The following is a 22557-nucleotide window of genomic DNA, read 5'->3' on the forward strand; positions in this document are numbered from 1 at the left end:
GGCGATAGGTTTTTATTGCTAAAAAGAACCATAGTCATTCAATTAATTTTATTTATAGTTTATACTTTCACCAAAGTATTTACTTAGTTTTTAGTAATACCAAATTATTCACACAAAAAAATAATACAATAAAACTCAATTATTGATAATAATTAATTGAGATGATAAGGAATATCATGGATATAATACGTTTCTTTCTCCGTCTACCCTATCGAATCTTCTGTATCGGTCTAGAAGCGATTCTCTATTTTGCACTTTTTCTACTAATTGTATTACGATCCATATTATGGTTTATAAGCCCAATTATTGGTCAAATTAATTGGTCGATACCTAAGTGGTATCCACGTGCTAAAGATATCTATCAATCATCAATTACAAGACTCAATAACTATAGTTTAATTATTGGTGGTGTTGTTATACTGGGAATTGTTACCTATTTCAGTGGTAATTATGCCTATCATTGGTACTTAAATAAACCAAAACCTATTGAGCCAGCCCCCGTAATTGTTAATACGTATGGTATTTCTTTTTATGCACCTACAGAATCCGGTACGCTTACTAATCCTAATCAATCTTATTTAAAAATTAAATTTACTGGACATAAACGATCACCCGCTCCGATAGATAAAATTGGCAAGGAAATAACTGAGGGAATTGAAATTTCACCTGAAATTAAAGGGACTTGGAGTTGGCATGACGATGTAAATATCTATTTTAAACCAGAACAACCATGGCCAATGGGTGAAACCTATACGGTTAAATTGGATGATTCGAAGTTACTTGATTCTAACAATTTAATAAATAAAAAAGAGAATATTTTTACATTTAATACAACCGATTTTTCTTTTAAAATAATGAACAGTGAATTATATCAAAATCCTATTGTTCCTGATGATAAACAAGGTATTTATAGAGTAGAATTTTCTCATCCTGTTGATCCGACAACCTTTGAAAAAAATTTAAAATTATCACTATTTGAAGTAACAATTGGAAGATATGAGCCAAATAAATTTGTCCAAAATGTAAACTTTACAATTAATTATAATAAAGATAAAACAATTGCCTATATAAAAAGTGATAAATTAGAACTTGCTGATGTGAATAGGTATTTATCATTAAAAATTGCAAAGGGGGTAACATCTTCAATGGGAGGATCCCCTACAACCTCAGAAAGTTCGGAAGATATCCGTATACCGAATAAATATAATCTTAGTATCACTTCATCTGATATTTCCCTTGTTGAACTGTCGAATAATGAAATACGTCAGATTATCACAATTAATTTAAGTTATAATGTTAAAGCTAGTGATTTACAGAAAGCATTATCAATCTGGCAGTTACCCGATCCAAACGCCAAATATAGTGAAGAATATTACGATAAAACTGATAACACATACAAAACTAAATATTTTATCGATAAAGCCATCTTAGATAAATCAAAACGATTAACAACTAGATACATTGAGACTGACGACGATAGAACTTATCAAAATCAATTTAGCTTTGAAATAAACGGTGATCAACGTCAACAAATATTTATTACTATTGATCCATCCTTAACGTCCGAAGGTGGCTACACATTTAAGAATAGATATGAGAAATTGATGCAAATTAATGAATTTGATAAATTGCTTAATTTCGCTGCTACTGGTTCTCTATTATCGCTGTCAGGTGATAAAAAGATTCCTGTGGTTTCTCGTAATGTTAGTCAAATAAAGTTAGAACTCAAACGTGTTATTCCATCCCAATTACACCATTTGGTCTACGATAATGACAGTGATTTTAGTTCAATGAGCTTTGAATATTATAAAAGTGATAATTTTGTTGAAAAATATTCAATTATAAAAGATGTTAAGGGTAAATCAGGGGCTATTCATTACTCTGACTTCGATTTAACACCATACCTTAAAAAAGATGTTAAAGAAAACGAAGTTAATCGCGGAGTATTTTTATTAAATCTCTATGCCCAAAATGATGATGCAGTAGAAGGTGAAGAGCCTTACGATTATTTCACTTCTCGATTCATATTAGTGACAGATTTAGGCATTATAAATAAAAAATCACTTGATGGCTCTTATGATCTCTTTGTGCAATCTATCAACAGTGGGGTACCTGTTGCCGGTGCTAAAGTTTCCATACTCGGTGCCAATGGTATTGAAATTACCTCTTCAATCACCGATAACACTGGTCATGTCAATTTCGCACCATTAGCAGATTACTATAAAGGCATTAAACCGTTGTTATTCTTAATTGAAAAAGGTAAAGATATGTCATTTTTGCCAATTTCTAAAGGTTATCGCTATTATGACAGAAAACTTAATTACTCTCGTTTTGATGTTGATGGTCAATATGAAACAGTTGACCGGGGAGAGTTACATGCGCATCTATTTTCTGATAGAGGAATCTATCGACCTGGCGAAACCATCCACATTGGGATGATCATTAAAGCAGATGATTGGACTAAATCACTGAATGGAATTAAGTTAGTAGCCAACATTTATGATGCTAAAAATAATCTTGTTACGACTAAAAAAATCAAAGTTGATGATTACGGTTTTAATGATATTTCATTTAAAACGGAAGAAAGTTCCCCAACAGGGCAATGGCATGTCTATCTATACATTGAAAATGATGAAAATGATTCGGAGGAGGATGATCAAAATTTCCTAGGTTCTACTTCAGTGACTATTCGAGAATTTGAACCAGATAAAACTAAAGTTACCGCACAAATAGTAACTGAAAACAAACAAGGATGGATTAATCAATCGAATATAATTGCCAAAGTGACTGCAAAAAATCTCTTTGGAACCCCTGCCCAAGATCGTCGAGTTGAGAGTAAATTATATTTACAACCAACCAGATTTAGTTTTAAAAAATATCAAGATTATCAGTTTTATCGCGTAGGTACTAACCGTAGTAATTTCAAAATTGAACTTGAAGACAATTTTACAAATGAAGAAGGAATTGCTGATATTGATTTGCATATTAAAGACTTTGAAGGTCAATATGTAGCCAAATTCTTGACTGATGTATTTGAACCCAATAGTGGACGTAGTGTTGCAGCAATGGATTCAATTTTGATTTCTGCATCTGATTATCTAGTTGGGGCAAAACCTGATGGTAAGTTAAGTTATATAAAACGGGACAGCAAGCGTTTACTTAATCTTATTGCAATAAATCCAACTCTAGATCAAATTACACTAGATGGACTCAAACTCGTTACCCTTGAGAAAAAATATCTTTCTGTGTTAGTTGAACAATCTTCAGGTGTTTATAAATATGAATCTAAACAAAAAGATGTGGTAATTTCACAAATTCCTTTTGAAATTGATAACAAAGGAACTGTTTACCAGATTCCAACTAAGACCCCTGGTAACTATATTCTTCAATTGTTAAATAACCAAAATGAAGTAATTTATCAAACCGAATACTCGGTAGCAGGATCAGCAAATGTAACACGTTCATTAGATCGTAATAGTGAATTAATGTTAAAAATTGATGCTAATCAATATAAACCGGGTCAAGAGATAGAAATTGCAATAACTGCACCTTATACCGGAAGTGGAATTATCACTATCGAAAGGGATAAAGTTTATGCATGGAAATGGTTTAAAACTGATACTACTAGCTCAGTACAAAAAATCACTTTACCTGAAGAAGTGGAAGGAAATGCCTATATCAATGTGCAGTTTATTCGCGATCCAAATTCAGAAGAAATATTCATGAGTCCGCTTAGTTATGGTGTTATTCCATTTAAGGTTTCAGATGATAAATTTATGGAGAAAGTAAAATTAGTAACTCCGAATTTAATCAAACCTGGAGAGACGATTCCAATCACAATTAAAACTAATAGCCAACAACGAGTCGTAGTTTTCGCAGTTGATGAAGGTATATTACAAGTTGCTGGCTATCAATTAAAAAATCCAATTAAAAACTTTATACGTAAAAAAGCGTTATCAGTAAGAACGGATCAGATTTTAGATCTTATCTTGCCTGAATATAAACGTTTACTAACTTTATCTGCACCAGGAGGTGATCAAGATAGTGATAATAAACTTAATGCTCATTTGAATCCATTTAAACGTAAGACCGATGAACCTGTTACCTACTGGTCCGGAATTATAGACGTTAATGGTGAAAAACAACTCAATTACAAAGTACCTGAATTTTTCAGTGGAAAAATTAGAGTGATGGCTGTGACAGTCGGTAAGAAAACAATGGGTGTTACCCAAACGTCGACTACAGTTCGTAATGACTTTGTATTAAACCCTAATGTACCTTATTTCGTCACGCCAAACGATGAATTTGAAATAAGTTTATTAGTTGCAAATAACATCACTGAAATCGGTAATGAAGAAATCCCAATTAAGGTTAAGCTAACCACAACGCCACATCTAGCAGTTTTAGATGAGCCAATTAAAACCGTCAACTTAGCGTCAATGAAAGAAGGTACTTTAAGCTTCCGTTTAAAAGCAACCGAACAATTAGGTAGTGGTGATTTACTCTTTACTGCAACTTATAAAGATAAGACGATAACAAGACAAGTAAGTACTTCTGTTCGTCCGATAAATCCTTATCGAATAAAAACAATTATGGGTCGAATGGATGGTAAAACACAAACCTTTGCTGGGTTTAGACATATGTATCCAGAATTTAATGAACAGAATGCTGGCGTCTCTTATTCTCCAATGATCTTAGCTAAAGGTCTTACCGAATATTTAGATAATTATGAATATTTCTGTTCTGAACAGATTGTTAGTCGTGCGTTACCACTAGTGATTGGCAATAAATATCCTGAATTCAATTTAATCACTGATAAAACAATACCATTTACCGGAGTAATGCAAAAACTACAAAGCCGCCAAAATAGTGAAGGCGCGATTGGTTTATGGTATTCAACATATAATGTTGATCCATTTATTACACTTTATACGGTTCACTTTCTACTCGAAGCAAAAGATGCAGGATTAGTAATACCAAAAGATCTACTAGAAAATGCCAATAAATATGTTAAGTTAGTTGCTGCTAGTAGATTAACTGATCGTTACAACTTGCGATTGCGAGCTTATGCAATTTATTTGCTAACTAGACAAAATATTATTACAACTAATCAAATTGCTTCAGTCATTGAGGATTTAAATCATAATTACCAAACTTGGTCTACTGATCTTACGGCGTTGTATTTAGCATCATCCTACAAAATGCTCAAAATGGACAAACAAGCAGATAATCTTTTAAAACCGATTTGGAAGGATCTGTCCAAAGCCTATGATAAAGCATGGTGGAGTCACAATTATTATGATCCATTAGTCATTGATGCTGGGAAAATCTATTTAATCGCCAAACATTTTGATAATAAAATTAATGATATCCCTGCGCAAGCTCTTGAGAATATGGTGTTAATGCTAAATGAGGAACGTTATACAACTCAATCAGCTGCGATGACTATGTTGGCTTTAGATAGTTATAATTCAGCAATTAAAGCTCACGAGTTAGATGAAAACGATCTTACTGTCACAACAAAATCTAACGATCAACAGGCAAAAATTGCCACTATTGCTAAATTGAAGAACTTGTTAGCCAACGGAAAATTCAATGATTCGGTAGAGTCTATTAGCTTCCATAACGCTAAAAATTTGCCAGCTTGGTATTCAATATCGCAGAAAGGCTTTGATCGTTCAATGCAACAAGAACCAATTAATAGAGGGCTTGAAATTTATCGTGAATTTACAGATAACGATGGTAAGCAAATTGATACGGTGAAATTAGGTGATACTATTAATGTAACCGTCAGAATCCGTTCATTATCTAAAGAAGGATTAACTAACATTGCAATTGTTGATATGCTACTAGGTGGTTTTGAAGTTGTTCAACAAAAAGCGGTTAATAATCATGCTGAAACTGAAAACGATAAACAAAGCGACGAAGATGAGGGTGAAAATGATAATTATGATTCTGAACAACAGTGGATATCACCAATTGCCACAGGTAAATATACTTGGTATCCAGACTATACAGATGTTAGAGAAGATCGCGTGATTATTTATGGTTCGACTAGAAGTGATCAGATACAAACATTTAATTATCAGATAAAAGCGACCAATATTGGCCAGTACGCGGTACCTCCAGCTTATGGTGAAGCAATGTATGATCGCGATATTCAAGCTGTATCTAAAGGTGGAAATAAGATTATTATTGAGCCTCGTTAATTAGTTACTGGCAGAGGGTCACGCCTTCCCTCTGCTATTTTGTATTTATTGCATGATTATTAACATTAGTTTTTTAATTTTATATCATCATTGGTGTAACTTAATAAAATGGTAAAAAAATTTAGGTATATTGGGAATATTATTGTTATCTTTATTATTCTTTCTTTAATCGTCATCGCCTTTCGTTTAACCCCTAACCCACCGTTAAACCAATCGCTAAATTTTTCCACTATTTTGTATGATGAAAACGACAAACTACTGCGCATAACTTTAGCAAACGACCAACGATATCGAACATGGACACCTCTGGAAAAAATTTCTCCACACATCATTAATGGCCTTCTATTACATGAAGATCAGTGGTTTTATTATCATTTTGGATTTAATCCGTTTAGTTTGATAAGGGCATTTGGAGCAACTTATATCGGGGGCGGTAATCGACAAGGCGCATCGACCATTACTATGCAACTGGCACGTATGCATTGGAAAATTAATACTAAAACAATAGCTGGTAAATTATTGCAAATATTTAGAGCTATTGAATTAGAGTTAAAATACTCTAAACATGACATTTTAGAAGCCTATCTTAATTATGCCCCTTTCGGTCGCAATATAGAAAGTATCGGAGCGGCATCGTTAATTTATTTTGATAAAACGCCTGATAAGATTAACTTACCTGAAGCGTTAACATTGACGGTTCTTCCTCAATCACCTACTTATCGTATAGACAAGAAAAAAGGTATTGCAGGTAAAGCATTAGTTAATGCTAGACAACGATTATTTGAACGTTGGCAAGAACACTATGCAACCGAAGATAATATAGCTGCGCTATTTGACTTACCACTAATGATGCGTCAACCTGAGCAATTACCGTTTATCGCCCCCCATTTCACCAACCAAATACTTCAGCAACAAATTCAAAAAACTAATGCTGAACAACAAGTTATTAAAACTACATTAAAAATAGAACTACAAACAATTATTGAACAGCAAGTCAGCGCCTTTATTGAACGCAATAAAATAAAAGGGATTTATAACACATCTGTATTGTTAGTTGATAACAACACAATGGAGGTGAAAGCATTAGTTGGATCTGCCGATTATTTTAATCGTAGCATTCAAGGGCAAGTTAACGGAACTGCTGCTAAACGTTCACCCGGCTCAACACTAAAGCCTTTCATCTATGCTTTGGGTATGGATCAAAGTATTATTCATCCTAGAACAGTAGTAAAAGATGTCGCAACAGATTTTGGATTTTATACTCCTGAGAATTTTGATCACCATTTTAAAGGCCCTATCTCTGTTACAGATGCGTTAATTCACAGTCGTAACATTCCTGCGGTATATGTTGCTGGTAAATTAAAAAAACCTTCATTTTATCAATTTTTAAAACAAGCCCATATTCGCGAGATGAACACAGAAGATCATTATGGTTTAGCTTTAGTTCTTGGCGGCGGTGAAGTGACAGCCCAAGAATTAGCAACACTATATGCCATGTTAGCTAATCAAGGTATTTGGCAACCGTTAAGAATGACAAGAAATACCGATAATCAACCACATTTAACTCAGCGTCTGTTGAGTCCTGAAGCGAGTTTCATGACATTAGATATGTTATTAAAAAACACGCGCAATGAAGATATTTTAGCTAAAAAACAGCAATCTCTAACACCTATATATTGGAAAACAGGCACATCTTGGGGATTTCGAGATGCTTGGACAGCGGGAGGATTTAATAATTATACTCTTATTGTTTGGATGGGTAATTTTGACGGGAATAGCAATAATGCTTTTATTGGTGCTAATGCCGCAGCACCTCTGTTTTTCAATATTATTGATTCAATAACAGCTTATTATCCAAATCATAAAGGTTATCAAAACGTAATTCCACCTAACTTAACGAAAGTCGATATTTGTTTACCTAGTGGGAATTTAGTTACGCAGTGGTGTAAGATAAAGGGTAAAACATGGTTTATACCTGGTGTATCACCGATTAATGTTGATACAGTTTATCGCCCTGTTGTGATTGATAATAAAACCAATAAAGTTGCTTGTCCTCCTTTCAATCCGAAGAATACACATGTAGAAGTTTATGAATATTGGTCATCAGACTTAGTTAAAGTATTTGCTAAAGCGGGAATTCCCAAAAAAACGCCACCTAATAGTGCACATTGTGAAACAACTCAAAATTATGTTGGTTCTCCTCCACGGATTACTTCACCATTAAAAAACGTGGTTTACAAAGTAAGGTTAAGTAATAAAGAGAATGAGAAAATTACGTTAGATGCCATTGCAGATGGTGAAGTTAAGAAATTATATTGGTTTGTCGATAAAAATTTTCTTGGTAGTAGTTCAGTTGAAAATACACTGGATTGGGTTCCTAGCAAAAGCGGTATTTACAAAATATCTGTAATCGATGATCTAGGGCGAAGCGACAGCAGAAAATTAAAAGTGGATTTAATTGATTGATTAATACAAGGCTAATACTCTTACTAACGCTATAACAACATTATATATAACGTTAGAAATATAATTTACCAACTTGATATTAGTCGAAATCATTAAACACATTAAAATATATTATGTTCTTTAATTATTGCTTTTGTTTAAATTATCCCAATAAGGATTCAAGATCATTAATAAATCAATCGATTATGTTCAATATGCTAATTTGAGTCCATCTGAATTAAAAGTTAACTTAATTAAGCAGGCGCAAAGCCATATTGACCGAATTATGCTGAACTCAGGCCGTGGTACTTCTAATTTCATCGCAACTTAGCCTAGACAGTATTTCTTTCAACTCGGATTTTTTGCTATTGCAGCGCCTGAAATATCCTATTCTTATTTAAATGGTTGTTTAAAAACTACACCTATGAGGAGGACTATAGCAGATTAGATTTATGTCATGACCTGAAAAAGATGAATCAATAAAGTCTATTACTGGGCACTCTTTCCCCCCCTTTGAGAAAAACCCAAACACGACTAATGGTTTATTTTCGAATAACTTTCCCGTCCATTGCTTTTTGTATTCATGATCTTTATCTTTGCCATTTAAAGGTAGACGGCCGTATAACAAACTTAAAGCATGGTCATCATTACGTAAGATTTTATTCTTCTCATTCTTAATTAATAAACTCCCACAAACAGGGTAATCGCTATGAAAAGGAGGTTGCTTTAAATAGTAATGTAATCCATGTGCTTGGGCTAAATAATCATACTTTTTATCGCTAATTTTTTGCCAGTTTAATAAAGTTAGTTGCTGTTGAGCAAAAGGACTTTCCTTGCCAATATAAACAAACGTTGTATCATTAGGATCGTAATCTTGAGGTAGTTGGCTCAACGTTAATTCAAATCCAAAGTGATAATATGTTTCATCAATCGGAAAACAATCATCTTTTAGTGCAAATATCTCTAATTTACTAATGGGAAAACTATACAATTTATTATATTTATAATTATATACGAATAAATTATCGGTTTCGGATATACCACTGGCAGTCAAAAAATTTTGTCGATATTTTTGAGGTAATTGATATTTATTGTTATTATAACTATCGTCTATATCAGAAAATATTGGTTGAATAGATTGTTTTTTATAGCCTTCTTCGTCATAAATAACAATATGACTGCCCCAGAGTACCGATACAAAATAGAATTTTGGCTCGCTATCATCAACAAGATTAAGTTTAAATATCGCTAATCGCTCTTGTGTATTGCCAATTGCATAAAAGCTACAACTTAATAAGAGCAATATACACATCGGTATTATTCTCTTTATTTGCATTTTATTCACTTCCCTATGTATTAATTCATCAATATCTGGCTATTATGGCGAATCAAAACCAAATATCACTAAAGTTTTAATCATTTACTATAAGTAAAATAATGTAAATGAACGTGTAGTGGTGCTTTAAGTTATCCATCGCTATAATGTTGGTGGCGTTAACTTATACTCTAAACCAAATTCATTACGCGTTTTTACATGTTGATTACGCCTTACCATCTGTTGATTAAAATCTTCAGTATGGGCTCGTCTTTATCGTCGTTTTATTTTCTTCGTTTTTGCCATTTTTAAGAATAATTTATCTTATTCCTTAAAAAAGTAGTTCTTAATTAATATTATTTACAACTATAATATACAAAACGAGAATCGCAGCGTAGTCTTATGTCATAACTAGGAAAAGATGAATCAATAAAGTCTATCACTGGGCACTCTCTCGCCCCTACAAAGAAAAAGCCAAAAACGACTAATGGTTTATTTTTAAATAATTTTCCCGTCCATTGCTTTTTGTATTCATGATCGTTATCTTTGCCATTTAAAGGTAGACCGCCATAAAACGAACTGTAAACATGGGTATCATCACGTAAGATTTTATTCTTCTCGTTCTTAATCACTAATCTGCCACATTTAGGATAATCATCGCGTTGAGAAGGATGTTGCTTTAAATAGTAATGTAATCCATGAGCTTGAGCTAAATAATTATACCCTTTATCACTAAGATAGTAATGATGAAATTCATGAGCTTGTGCTAAATAATTATCCTCTTCATTCTCTTTATCGCTAATTTTTTGCCAGTTTAATAAAGTTAGTTGCTGTTGAGCAAAAGGACTTTCCTTGCCAATATAAACAAACGTTGTATCATTAGGATCGTAATTTTGAGGCAATTGATTCAACGCTAATGCAAATCCAAATTGATAATTTGTTTCATCAGTAGGTAAACAGTCGCTCTTTATTGCAAATACCTCTAATTTACTAATGGGAAAACTATACAATTTATTATATTCATAATTATATACGAATAAGTTATCCGTTTCGGATATGCCACTTGCAGTCAAAAAACTTTGTCGATATTTTTGAGGTAATTGATATTTATTTTTTTTATAATCATCCTCTATATCAGGAAATATTGGTTGAATAGATTGTTTTTTATTGCCATCTTTGTCATAAATAACGATATGACTACCTTGGAGTAACTTAACAAAATAGAATTTTGGCTCGCTATTATCAACAAGATTAAGTTCAAATATCTCTAATTGCTCTCGTGTATTGCCAATTGCATAAAAACTACAACTTAATAAGAACAACATACATATCGGTATTATTTTCTTTATTGGCATTTTATTCACTTCCTTATGTATTAATTCATCAATATCTGGCTATTAAGGCGAATCAAAACTAAATATCACTAAAGTTTGAATCATTTAATGTAGACAATGTAAATGAACGTGTAATGGTGCATTAAGTTATCCATCGCTATAATGTTGGTGGCGGTAACTTATACTCTAAACCAAATTCATTACGCGTTTTTACTTGTTGATAACGCCTTACCATCTGTTGTTGAAAATCTCAAGTATAGGCTCGTCTTTATCGTCGTTTTATTTTTATCATTTTTTCCATTTTTAAGAATAATTTACATTATTCCTTAAAAAAGGTTGTTTTTAATCAATATTATTTACAACTATAATATACAAAACGAGAATCGCAGCGTAGTCTTATATCATAACTAGGAAAAGATGAATCAATAAAGTCTATCACTGGGCACTTTTCCGCCCCCTCAAAGAAAAAGCCAAAAACGACTGACGGTTTGTTTTTAAACAATTTTCCCGTCCATTGCTTTTTGTATTCATGGTCTTTATCTTTGCCATTTAAAGGTAGACCGCCGTATAACGAACTGAAAACATAGTTATCATCACGTAAGATTTTATTCTTCTCATTCTTAATCACTAATCTGCCACATTTAGGATAATCATCGCGGTGAGAAGGATATTGCTTTAAATAGTAATGTAATCCATTAGTTTGAGCTAAATAATTATAACCTTTATCGCTAAAATAGTAATGATCAAATCCATGAGCTTGTGCTAAATAATTATCCTCTTCATCCTCTTTATCGCTAATTTTTTGCCAGTTTAATAAAGTTAGTTGCTCTTGAGCAAAAGGACTTTCCTTTCCAATATAAACAAACGTTGTATCATTAGGATCGTAATCTTGAGGTAGTTGATTCGACTCTAATGCAAATCCAAATTGATAATTTGTTTCATCAGTAGGTAAACAATCGCTCTTTATTGCAAATACCTCTAATTTACTAATGGGAAAACTATACAATTTATTATATTCATAATTATATACGAATAAGTTATCCGTTTCGGATATGCCACTGGCAGTCAAAAAACTTTGTCGATATTTTTGAGGCAATTGATATTTATCCTTTTTATAACCATCCTCATTATCAGGAAATATTGGTTGAATAGATTGTTTTTTATTGCCATCTTTATCATAAATAACAATATGGCTACCTTGGAGTAAATTAACAAAATAGAATTTTGGCTCGCTATTATCAACAAGATTAAGTTCAAATATCTCTAATTGCTCTCGTGTATTGCCAATTGCATAAAAGCTACAACTTAATAAGAGCAATATACACATCGGTATTATTCTCTTTATTTGCATTTTATTCACTTCCCTATGTATTAATTCATCAATATCTGGCTATTATGGCGAATCAAAACCAAATATCACTAAAGTTTGAATAATTTAATGTAGACAATGTAAATGAACGTGTAATGGTGCATTAAGTTATCCATCGCTATAATATTGGTGGCGTTAACTTATACTCTAAACCAAATTCATTATGCGTTTTTACTTGTTGATAACGCCTTACCATCTGTTGTTCAAAATCTTCAGTATAGGCTCGTCTTTATCGTCGTTTTATTTTTATCATTTTTTCCATTTTTAAGAATAATTTACAACTATAATATACAAAACGAGAATCGCAGCGTAGTCTTATATCATAACTAGGAAAAGATGAATCAATAAAGTCTATCACTGGACAACCCATTCTTGAGAAAAACCCAAACACGACTAATGGTTTATTTTTAAATAATTTTCCCGTCCATTGCTTTTTGTATTCATGATCTTTATCTTTGCCATTTAAAGGTAGAGAGCTGTATGCCTGAGTTAAAACTTCATCAAGTAAGATTTTATTCTTATCATTCTTAACCACTAAACCCTCACATTTAGGGTAATAATCTGGGTCCCAAGAAGATTTCCCTGATGTCCATAAATAGTAATGTAATCCATGAGCTTGTGCTAAATAATTATCCTCTTTATCGCTAATTTTTTGCCAGTTTAATAAAGTTAGTTGCTCTTGAGCAAAAGGACTTTCCTTGCCAATATAAACAAACGTTGTATCATTAGGATCGTAATCTTGAGGTAGTTGATTCAACTCTAATCCAAATCCAAATTGATAATTTTTTTCATCAGTAGGTAAACAGTCGCTCTTTATTGCAAATACCTCTAATTTACTAATGGGAAAACTATACAATTTATTATATTCATAATTATATACGAATAAGTTATCCGTTTCGGATATGCCACTTGCAGTCAAAAAACTTTGTCGATATTTTTGAGGTAATTGATATTTATTTTTTTTATAATCATCCTCTATATCAGGAAATATTGGTTGAATAGATTGTTTTTTATTGCCATCTTTGTCATAAATAACAATATGACTACCTTGGAGTAACTTAACAAAATAGAATTTTGGCTCGCTATCATCAACAAGATTAAGTTTAAATATCTCTAATCGCTCTCGTGTATTGCCAATTGCATAAAAGCTACAACTTAATAAGAACAATATACATATCGGTATTATTTTCTTTATTGGCATTTTATTCACTTCCTTATGTATTAATTCATCAATATCTGGCTATTAAGGCGAATCAAAACCAAATATCACTAAAGTTTGAATCATTTAATGTAGACAATGTAAATGAACGTGTAATGGTGCATTAAGTTATCCATCGCTATAATATTGGTGGCGTTAACTTATACTTTAAACCAAATTCATTACGCGTTTTTACTTGTTGATAACGCCTTACCATCTGTTGTTCAAAATCTCAAGTATAGGCTCGTCTTTATCGTCGTTTTATTTTTATCATTTTTTCCATTTTTAAGAATAATTTACATTATTCCTTAAAAAAGGTTGTTTTTAATCAATATTATTTACAACTATAATATACAAAACGAGAATCGCAGCGTAGTCTTATATCATAACTAGGAAAAGATGAATCAATAAAGTCTATCCCTGGGCAGTCACCCCCAAACATTGAGTAAAAGCCAAACACGACTAAAGGTTTATTTTTAAATAATTTTCCCGTCCATTGCTTTTTGTATTCATGGTCTTTATCTTTGCCATTTAAAGGCATAGAAGTTACTGAGTTTTTTACATAGTTATCGTTAAATAAGATGTTATTCTTCGCATTCTTAATAATTAAACTCCCACATTTAGGATAATCTAGGGAAAAGGGAGATTGCCTTAAATAGTAATGTAATCCATGAGTTTGTGCTAAATAATCATACTCTTTATCGTTAATTTTTTGCCAGTTTAATAAAGTTAGTTGCTCTTGAGCAAACGGACTTTCCTTGCCAATATAAACAAATGTTGTATCATTAGGATCGTAATCTTGAGGTAGTTGATTCAACTCTAATCCAAATCCAAATTGATAATTTGTTTCATCAGTAGGTAAACAACCGCTCTTTATTGCAAATACCTCTAATTTACTAATGGGAAAACTATACAATTTATTATATTCATAATTATATACGAATAAGTTATCCGTTTCGGATATGCCACTGGCAGTCAAAAAACTTTGTCGATATTTTTGAGGTAATTGATATTTATCCTTTTTATAACCATCCTCATTATCAGGAAATATTGGTTGAATAGATTGTTTTTTATTGCCATCTTTGTCATAAATAACAATATGACTACCTTGGAGTAACTTAACAAAATAGAATTTTGGCTCGCTACCATCAACAAGATTAAGTTTAAATATCTCTAATTGCTCTCGTGTATAGCCAATTGCATAAAAGCTACAACTTAATAAGAACAATATACATATCGGTATTATTTTCTTTATTGGCATTTTATTCACTTCCCTATGTATTAATTTATCAATATCTGGCCCTGTAGGGCATATCATTTACACATATAAAGACGATCGCAGTGTAGATTTATGCCATGACGAGAAAAAGATGAATCAATAAAGTCTATTACTGGGCACCCTTTCCACGCCTTTGAGAAAAACCCAAACACGACTAATGGTTTATTTTTAAATAATTTTCCCGTCCATTGCTTTTGGTATTCATGAGCGTTATCTTTGCCATTTAAAGGTAGACCGTCATATGACGAACTCGTAACATAGTTATCATCACGTAAGATTTTATTCTTCTCATTCATAATCATTAGTCTCCCACATTTAGGATAATCATCGCGGTGAGAAGGATATTGCCTTAAATAGTAATGTAATCCATAAGCTTGAGCTAAATAATTATACTCTTTGTCGCTAATTTTTTGCCAGTTTAATAAAGTTAGTTGCTCTTGAGCAAAAGGACTTTCCTTGCCAATATAAACAAACGTTGTATCATTAGGATCGTAATCTTGAGGTAATTGGTTCAACGCTAATGCAAATCCAAAGTGATAATATGTTTCATCAGTCGGAAAACAATAATCCTTTATTGCAAATACCTCTAATTTACTAATGGGAAAACTATACAATTTATTATATTCATAATTATATACGAATAAACTATCTGTTTCGGATATACCACTGGCAGTCAAAAAATTTTGTCGATATTTTTGAGGTAATTGATATTTATCCTTTTTATAACCATCCTCTATATCAGAAAATATTGGTTGAATAGATTGTTTTTTATTGCCATCTTTGTCATAAATAACAATATGACTGCCCCAGAGTACCGATACAAAATAGAATTTTGGCTCGCTATCATCAACAAGATTAAGTTCAAATATCTTTAATCGCTCTTGTGTATTGCCAATTGCATAAAAGCTATAACTTAATATGAGCATTAAACAAACTGGTACTATTTTTACTATTTTCATTCTCATCCACTGCATATTGCTTGTGTTCAGTAACTTAACTCATTATATCAATCATTTTTTAATAATTAATTTAATGGCGATTATCACATTTTATCGTGATACTTTTATAAGATGGTTCAATAAAGTCTATTGTTGGACAGCCAAAAACCACATCTACAAAGCCAATTACGACTAACGGTTTATTTTTAAAGAGTTTTCCTGACCATTGTATCTTATATTCATGATCTTTATTTTTGCCATTTAAAGGGGGTAGATGTACATCCCCATTTTGATAATCATAGTCAAATAAAATGTTGTTGGTTTTATTCTTTACTACCAATCTGCCACAAACAGGATAATCAAATGGTGCCACACATTCTGTTAGGTAATAATTAAATCCATAAGCTTGAGCTAAATAGTCATAAGTTTCATCATTACTTTCTTGCCAATTTAATAAAGTAAGTTGTTGTTGAGCAAAGGGATTGGTTTTCCCAATATAAACAAACGCAGTTTTATAAGGATCGAAATCTGGTGGAAATTGGTTAGCGGTTATTGCAAAGCCAAAATTATATTCAGTCTCATCTATTCCACCAGAATAATCATCTTTTATTGCAAATGCCGCTAATTTGTTAATCGGAAAACTATACAATTGATTATGAACATAATCATATACGAATAAGGTATCTGTTTCTGATATTTTACTTGCAGCCAAAAACCGTTGTCGATATTTTTTAGTTAATAGATATTGCTCTTTTTGGTAATTATCAGTTGGGTCTGGTTCAAAAATATTAGTTTTTCTTTTACCATTTTCGTCATAAGAATTAAAAGTAATGTTTTCCGATACAGATGTAAAATAAAATTTCTTCCCCTTATGTTCTAGAGGAAAAAGATTAAATATATCTAATGTTTCTTGTGTATTACCAATTGCATAAAAGCTACAACTTAATAAGAAAAATAAACATATCGCTACTATTTTTTTGATTCGCATTTGATTATTTTTCCAGTTGTTTTAACCATGCTATCTCTTGCGCCCAAATATCTGGGTTAATAGTTTCAAGAATAAGTGGAATTTCATCAATTCGTGAGTCTTGCATAATAAATTTAAATGCAGCTTCACCAATGGTGCCTTTGCCTAAACTGTCATGACGGTCAACATGACTGGCAAGTTCGCTTTTAGCATCGTTTAAATGCATACCTCGTAAATATTTAAAACCGACAATTTTTTCAAATTCATCAAAGGTCTCTTTGCAGGCTTTTTCGCTGCGTAAGTCATAACCTGCAGCAAAGGCATGACAGGTATCAATACAGACACCAACACGGCTTTTGTCTTCTACTTTATCGATGATTTGTGCCAGATGTTCAAATTTATAACCTAGGTTAGATCCTTGTCCTGCTGTGTTTTCTATCACAGCGACGACACTTTTGGTTTTATCTAGCGTGATATTTATCGATTCGGCAATACGCGCTAAACAGTCATCAACCGATATTTTTTGCAGATGACTACCAGGATGAAAGTTTAGCAAGGTTAAGCCTAACTGTTCACAACGTTGCATTTCGTCCAGAAACGCGGTACGTGATTTTTCAAGTTGTTCACTATCAGGGCTACCTAAGTTAATAAGATAACTATCATGCGGTAGGATTTGTTTACTAGTAAATCCATAGCGTTCACAACGTTTTTTGAAACTATCAATCACTGCTGTTTCAAGCGGTTTTGCATGCCATTGTCGTTGATTTTTGGTGAATAAAGCAAAAGCGGTTGCACCAATTTGATAAGCATTAATAGGAGCATTATCGACACCGCCAGCAGCACTCACATGTGCGCCAATATATTTCATAGTCTTTTCCTAGTTTGAGCCAGTGTTTCGTTGAAGTTGATCACGCAAATTAGGTGGTACACCTTTAATCACTAGTGAGTCAGTTTGCGGATCCCATTTGATACGTTCTCCTAATAGATCGGAATCAAAGCTTAAGGTTAATCCCCCACCGCTACCCGAGAATTTTTTGAGTTGGCGTAGTGAACTACGGTCGACAGGGAAAGTGTCTTCTAGATCATATTCACTATTTTTGACAAATTCCATAAAATTATTTTCGGCAGTTGTTGGCAGTTCGTTGGCAAGATTTTTCAGTTCAATCTCTTCTCCCGCTTGCAACTGCGCTTGGCAATAATTATAAACATTTTCACGAGCGTTAGTTTTATCTTGCTTGTCAAATTGCATCTCCTGGCAATAGTCATCCACCGCCTTAACTAAGGTTTTGTTTTGTGCTTTGGCATCTAGCCCCTCACTCGCCCCTAAGTAATCCATAAAGAAATCGGATACTTTTCGTCCTACTCGACCTTTTAAGAAGGTCAAATAGCGTTTTGAGTCTGGGGTCGTTTGCCACTCAGTGATATCTATACGTGCAATGATATCCGCATGATCAATATCCAAATATTGGGTTTCTGATATGTTGAGTTGTTCATTGACTAACATACTTAAACAACTATTTAACACCGCAATAATAAGATATTCAACAGCCAAATATCGGTAATGGCAAAAGATAACTGTACCACCTTCAGCAAATGGATATTTGGCTAATTCATTACGCAGCTGTTTGGTTGATTCTTGACTAAAATTAAGAAAATCTTGATTACCTACCCGTAACTCTTTTAATGATTGTTCAAAAAGGCTCTCACTATTAAATAATCCGTAAGCTTTGCTTTTGTTGTTGTAAATGCGATTAATATCTTCAATTAAGTTGGCTACCGACTGTTCATTGCTGAGTAGTGAGTCACGAAGTTGTAATTCGATATCCGTATCGCTTTTTCTTATTAATTTATGTAAAACAACGTTTTCTATTTGTACGCTCATGAAGATTCCTAATTAGCTTGACGATTTAATAGCGTCTATTTTATCAAAGCACTAAAAAAGTGCTATCATCAATTCTTATCTCTGTTAAACTAGACAGGATTATTCTAGTCAAGTTTATACTTTTACGTATAGTGATTCTAAAAATTCTTAACAACTTTTAACCTTTATCAATGTGAATAAAATGACAAACTCACGCGATATTTATGATGATTTTAGACATAAAAAAATTAGTCTAATATTTTGGCAATATGCACTCCCTTCAATTATTGGGACGACGGTAAATACACTTTATAATATTATTGATGGAATTTTTATTGGTCATTGGATTGGTCGTGAAGCGTTAAGTGGCGCGGGTATAATTTTGCCAGTGATGAATCTTGCTGCCGGTATTGGTATGTTGGTGGGTATTGGTTCGGCAAGTCGTATTTCAATATTTTTAGGTCGTGGCGAGGTTGACAAGGCAGAAAAGGTTGCTGGGACCTCATTTATGTTAACCGCGGTACTTAGCGGTATTACTTTAGCGTTGTTACTTTATTTTATCGATCCGGTTTTACACTTTATCGGCTCAAGCCCTACCAATCATGTTTATGCCCGTGAGTTTTTAGAGGTGTTTTTACCGGGCAGTATATTTATCACCTTAACATTCAATTACAACAATATGATGCGCGCCAGTGGCTATCCGTTTAAAGCCATGGTGACCATGTTTATTAGTGTGATAGCTAATATTATTCTTGCACCTATATTTATTATTGCTTTAGGTTGGGGAATGCGCGGCGCTGCTTTTGCAACTACCCTCTCAATGTTTATTAGCTTTCTGTTTGTGATGCAGCACTTTATCAGCAAAAACAGTAATATTAAATTATACCGTCGCAACTTTAAGCTCGATTTTACTTACATTAAGTCTATTTTGTCGATTGGTATGTCACCATTTGCTATGCAAGTGGCGGCATCGGTTGTGGTGGTCTTTATTAACTGGCAGTTAACACGTTATGCCCCAATATCGCATGTTTCAAGTGATGATGCGATCGCCGGTTATTCTAACGCTAACCGATTAATTACGTTGATTATCATGATTGTTATCGGCGTTAACCAAGGTATGCAACCTATTATTGGTTATAATTACGGCTCTAAAAATTATGCCCGCGTGAAGGAAACCTTTATCTACGCAGTTAAAATTGCAACCATAATTACCAGTGTTGGCTTTATATTAGGTTGCTTTATGCCTGATGTATTGGTTAAAGCATTTAGTTCTGATGTGGATTTAGTGGCAATATCCGCGATTGCATTACGTTATACTACGTTTTCATTTGTGTTTGTCGGTTTCCAAATGGTAACAACCAGCTTCTTCCAATGTATTGGTATGGCGAGAGTCTCTATTTTGTTAAGCCTTTCAAGACAACTTTTAATTCTGTTACCAACGCTCTACATTTTACCACTATTCTTTGATTTAAATGGCGTTTGGGCATCATCACCAACCGCTGATTTCCTATCAACCGGTATCGCTTACGCTACGTTATATTGGTATTTTAAATCGATTAAGCGAAGGCATTATCCAAAACATACCTAATATTCTTTAATAAAAAAGGGACATCATGACTAATGCTTGTCAATTAAATTTATGATAAGCATTAGGACTAAATACCCCTTTAAAATTAAATTGTTAAATCGCTTACTTAATTCACATTTTACTCATTCATGAACTTTAGACAAATTTCATGTTGGATACCCGCTTCACAACCTTTTTTAAACAATTCTATGGCTTTTTTAGAATCTTTTTTTAGACCACCATCGCCATTTCGATAAAGCACGCCCAAATTAAACAGAGCTTCTGGTTGACCTTGTGCAGCAGCTTTTTCATACCAGTATCGAGCTTTGAAATGATCCTCTTTAGTGCCTTCGCCAGTGAAATACATATCTCCTACATAATATTGCACATCTGCATTACCTTGTTCGGCCACTTTTTCATACCAATATAGCGCTTTAGTCAGATCTTTTTCAATACCTTCGCCATCTTCATACATTTTAGCCAAATTAAACTGAGCCTTTGGTTGACCTTGTTCTGCGGCTTTTTCATACCAATATACTGCCTTAGTGAGATCTAATTCAACACCTTCACCAACTAAATACATGCATCCCAAATAATATTGGGCTACTACTTGACCTTGATCGGCGGCCTTTTCATACCAATATAGCGCTTTAACAAGATCTTTGCTTACCCCTTCAGCAAAGAAATAAATGTTTCCTAAACGAACTTGTGCGTCAGCAAAACCTTGTTCAGCTAACTTTTCAAACAATTCTTTCGCTTTTGCTAGGTTTTTAGTAACTCCTTTTCCTTCTTTATATATATCGGCTAAATTATATAGGGCAACTTGATCATTCTTTGCTGCTGCTTTTTCAAACCACTCTTTAGCTTTAGCATAGTCTTGTGGAACACCTATACCCAGAGTATACATATTGCCTAAATTAAATTCAGCCCCTGTATCACCTTGTGCAGCGGCTTTTTCAAACCATTCTTTCGCTTTCAGGGGATCTTGTTGAACCCCTTTACCTTGCACCAGTCTATAACCTAACTCATTTTGTGCATTCGGATCATTTTCTTCAGTTGCTAGTTTCAGTACTTCATCATAGGATAAATTATTTAATAATTGTGCATTAGCAAATCCAACTAAACATAGAATTAATAATCCAAAAGTAAGTATTTTCTTCATATTCATTGTTCCTTTTCATCCATTAAAATTTAGCTATATTTATAATAAAAGAGGCACTACCTTACTAGCATTATCTATTTTATTTACTAGTAGAAACAAATTTTATAGTTTAGCGTTTTTTTAAACGTTCAAAATAGGTTTGCGGATAACTAGTTTCGTTAAACTATTTTATTATCTTGAGATATTCAAGATAATATTAGCTATATTAAAAAATTAATAATTAACAATATTAAAATAGAGTAAAACGAAAATCTGTCTAACCTGTCACAAAATAATGATATTGTAATCATTGGTAGAAAAATATAATCAGCTATATATCATTCCAACCGAATAATGATAAATTTTCAGAGACAATTAATACTGTCAAAATTGCTGCCACTACCGACCTTAATAGTGTCAAAACAATGGCTATATATAGGCAGAAATTGATAATTTATACCATAAGTTAGCTAATCGACAACCATCAGAATCATTGCGATATAATTGCATATTAAGCTAATGCTAACCGACTAATTACGCTGATTATTACTGCTATCGGCATTAACCAAGGTATGCAATCTATTATTGGTTATAATTATGGCTCTAATAATTATGTCAGCGTGAAGAAAGCCTTTATCTACCTAGTTAAAATTGCTAGCGTAATTAGCAGTGTTGGCTTTATATTAGGTTGTTTTATGCCTGATGTATTGATTAGAGCATTTAGTTATGATGTGGATTTAGTGGCAATGTCCGCCATTGTATTAGGTTATACGAAGTCTTCATTTGTCTTTGTAGGCTAGCAAATGGCAACAACTAGCCTCTTCCAATTTTTTGCTATAGCGAGATTCTCTATTTTGCTAAACCTAACAAGACAACTCTTAAGGTTATTACCATCGATTTATATTCTACCACTATTCTTCAACTTGAATGACTT

Annotated in this window: 14 protein-coding genes; 4 read left to right on the forward strand and 10 right to left on the reverse strand. The window is 32.9% G+C overall.

Going from position 1 to position 22557, the window contains the following annotated elements:
* The first annotated feature begins 176 nt into the window (after window positions 1–176).
* Entirely contained in the window at window positions 177–6209 is a 6033-nt protein-coding gene (locus AC5LXV_RS12130) for an alpha-2-macroglobulin (protein WP_493466583.1), read from the forward strand.
* A gap of 108 nt (window positions 6210–6317) precedes the next feature.
* A complete protein-coding gene (pbpC, locus tag AC5LXV_RS12135; RefSeq protein ID WP_493466584.1) occupies window positions 6318–8675 on the forward strand; it encodes a penicillin-binding protein 1C in 2358 nt (785 codons plus the stop codon).
* Window positions 8676–9063: 388 nt separating this feature from the next.
* Here the strand turns inward: pbpC and AC5LXV_RS12140 are convergent, their stop codons facing one another.
* The 9 genes from AC5LXV_RS12140 to yejK all read right to left on the reverse strand — a co-directional run bounded on the left by AC5LXV_RS12140 (window position 9064) and on the right by yejK (window position 18936).
* A complete protein-coding gene (locus AC5LXV_RS12140) occupies window positions 9064–9966 on the reverse strand; it encodes a hypothetical protein (RefSeq protein WP_493466585.1) in 903 nt (300 codons plus the stop codon).
* A 359-nt stretch (window positions 9967–10325) separates the two neighbouring features.
* On the reverse strand, window positions 10326–11324 hold the full coding sequence (locus AC5LXV_RS12145; protein WP_493466586.1) for a hypothetical protein: 999 nt from the start codon (window positions 11322–11324) through the stop codon (window positions 10326–10328).
* A 331-nt stretch (window positions 11325–11655) separates the two neighbouring features.
* Window positions 11656–12630 carry a hypothetical protein gene (locus tag AC5LXV_RS12150; RefSeq protein WP_493466587.1) on the reverse strand — a complete coding sequence of 325 codons (975 nt, stop codon included), beginning with the start codon at window positions 12628–12630 and terminating at the stop codon, window positions 11656–11658.
* Window positions 12631–12901: 271 nt separating this feature from the next.
* On the reverse strand, window positions 12902–13873 hold the full coding sequence (locus AC5LXV_RS12155; protein WP_493466588.1) for a hypothetical protein: 972 nt from the start codon (window positions 13871–13873) through the stop codon (window positions 12902–12904).
* A 331-nt stretch (window positions 13874–14204) separates the two neighbouring features.
* The gene (locus AC5LXV_RS12160; protein WP_493466589.1) at window positions 14205–15131 is read right to left on the reverse strand and encodes a hypothetical protein; all 927 of its coding nucleotides are present in this window, start codon (window positions 15129–15131) and stop codon (window positions 14205–14207) included.
* A 53-nt stretch (window positions 15132–15184) separates the two neighbouring features.
* The gene (locus tag AC5LXV_RS12165; RefSeq protein WP_493466590.1) at window positions 15185–16108 is read right to left on the reverse strand and encodes a hypothetical protein; all 924 of its coding nucleotides are present in this window, start codon (window positions 16106–16108) and stop codon (window positions 15185–15187) included.
* 70 nt (window positions 16109–16178) lie between these two features.
* Window positions 16179–17075, reverse strand: coding sequence for a hypothetical protein (locus tag AC5LXV_RS12170; RefSeq protein ID WP_493466591.1), 897 nt, complete (start codon window positions 17073–17075; stop codon window positions 16179–16181).
* A gap of 4 nt (window positions 17076–17079) precedes the next feature.
* Window positions 17080–17922 carry a deoxyribonuclease IV gene (gene nfo, locus AC5LXV_RS12175; protein WP_110433155.1) on the reverse strand — a complete coding sequence of 281 codons (843 nt, stop codon included), beginning with the start codon at window positions 17920–17922 and terminating at the stop codon, window positions 17080–17082.
* A 9-nt stretch (window positions 17923–17931) separates the two neighbouring features.
* Window positions 17932–18936: a nucleoid-associated protein YejK gene (gene yejK, locus AC5LXV_RS12180; protein ID WP_493466592.1), complete on the reverse strand. Its 1005-nt coding sequence runs from the start codon at window positions 18934–18936 to the stop codon at window positions 17932–17934.
* Between the two features lie 181 nt (window positions 18937–19117).
* Here yejK and AC5LXV_RS12185 point away from each other — a divergent pair, with 181 nt between their 5' ends.
* Window positions 19118–20503, forward strand: a complete 1386-nt coding sequence (locus tag AC5LXV_RS12185; protein ID WP_493466593.1) for an MATE family efflux transporter — start codon at window positions 19118–19120, stop codon at window positions 20501–20503.
* Window positions 20504–20621: 118 nt separating this feature from the next.
* Here the strand turns inward: AC5LXV_RS12185 and AC5LXV_RS12190 are convergent, their stop codons facing one another.
* Window positions 20622–21644, reverse strand: a complete 1023-nt coding sequence (locus AC5LXV_RS12190; RefSeq protein ID WP_493466594.1) for an SEL1-like repeat protein — start codon at window positions 21642–21644, stop codon at window positions 20622–20624.
* 524 nt (window positions 21645–22168) lie between these two features.
* Here AC5LXV_RS12190 and AC5LXV_RS12195 point away from each other — a divergent pair.
* A complete protein-coding gene (locus tag AC5LXV_RS12195; protein WP_493468000.1) occupies window positions 22169–22423 on the forward strand; it encodes an MATE family efflux transporter in 255 nt (84 codons plus the stop codon).
* The last annotated feature ends 134 nt before the right edge of the window (window positions 22424–22557 follow it).

The organism is Gilliamella sp. LMG 34359 (assembly GCF_984569085.1).

What these genes read in the sequence shown, in the direction of transcription:
- AC5LXV_RS12170 (WP_493466591.1), bottom strand. Translation starts at nt 17,075, where the DNA reads ATGCGAATCAAAAAAATAGTAGCGATATGTTTATTTTTCTTATTAAGT.
- AC5LXV_RS12155 (WP_493466588.1), bottom strand. Translation starts at nt 13,873, where the DNA reads ATGCCAATAAAGAAAATAATACCGATATGTATATTGTTCTTATTAAGT.
- AC5LXV_RS12130 (WP_493466583.1), top strand. Translation starts at nt 177, where the DNA reads ATGGATATAATACGTTTCTTTCTCCGTCTACCCTATCGAATCTTCTGT.
- AC5LXV_RS12140 (WP_493466585.1), bottom strand. Translation starts at nt 9,966, where the DNA reads ATGTGTATATTGCTCTTATTAAGTTGTAGCTTTTATGCAATTGGCAAT.
- AC5LXV_RS12160 (WP_493466589.1), bottom strand. Translation starts at nt 15,131, where the DNA reads ATGCCAATAAAGAAAATAATACCGATATGTATATTGTTCTTATTAAGT.
- AC5LXV_RS12145 (WP_493466586.1), bottom strand. Translation starts at nt 11,324, where the DNA reads ATGCCAATAAAGAAAATAATACCGATATGTATGTTGTTCTTATTAAGT.
- AC5LXV_RS12185 (WP_493466593.1), top strand. Translation starts at nt 19,118, where the DNA reads ATGACAAACTCACGCGATATTTATGATGATTTTAGACATAAAAAAATT.
- pbpC (WP_493466584.1), top strand. Translation starts at nt 6,318, where the DNA reads ATGGTAAAAAAATTTAGGTATATTGGGAATATTATTGTTATCTTTATT.
- AC5LXV_RS12150 (WP_493466587.1), bottom strand. Translation starts at nt 12,630, where the DNA reads ATGTGTATATTGCTCTTATTAAGTTGTAGCTTTTATGCAATTGGCAAT.
- AC5LXV_RS12190 (WP_493466594.1), bottom strand. Translation starts at nt 21,644, where the DNA reads ATGAAGAAAATACTTACTTTTGGATTATTAATTCTATGTTTAGTTGGA.
- yejK (WP_493466592.1), bottom strand. Translation starts at nt 18,936, where the DNA reads ATGAGCGTACAAATAGAAAACGTTGTTTTACATAAATTAATAAGAAAA.
- AC5LXV_RS12165 (WP_493466590.1), bottom strand. Translation starts at nt 16,108, where the DNA reads ATGAAAATAGTAAAAATAGTACCAGTTTGTTTAATGCTCATATTAAGT.
- nfo (WP_110433155.1), bottom strand. Translation starts at nt 17,922, where the DNA reads ATGAAATATATTGGCGCACATGTGAGTGCTGCTGGCGGTGTCGATAAT.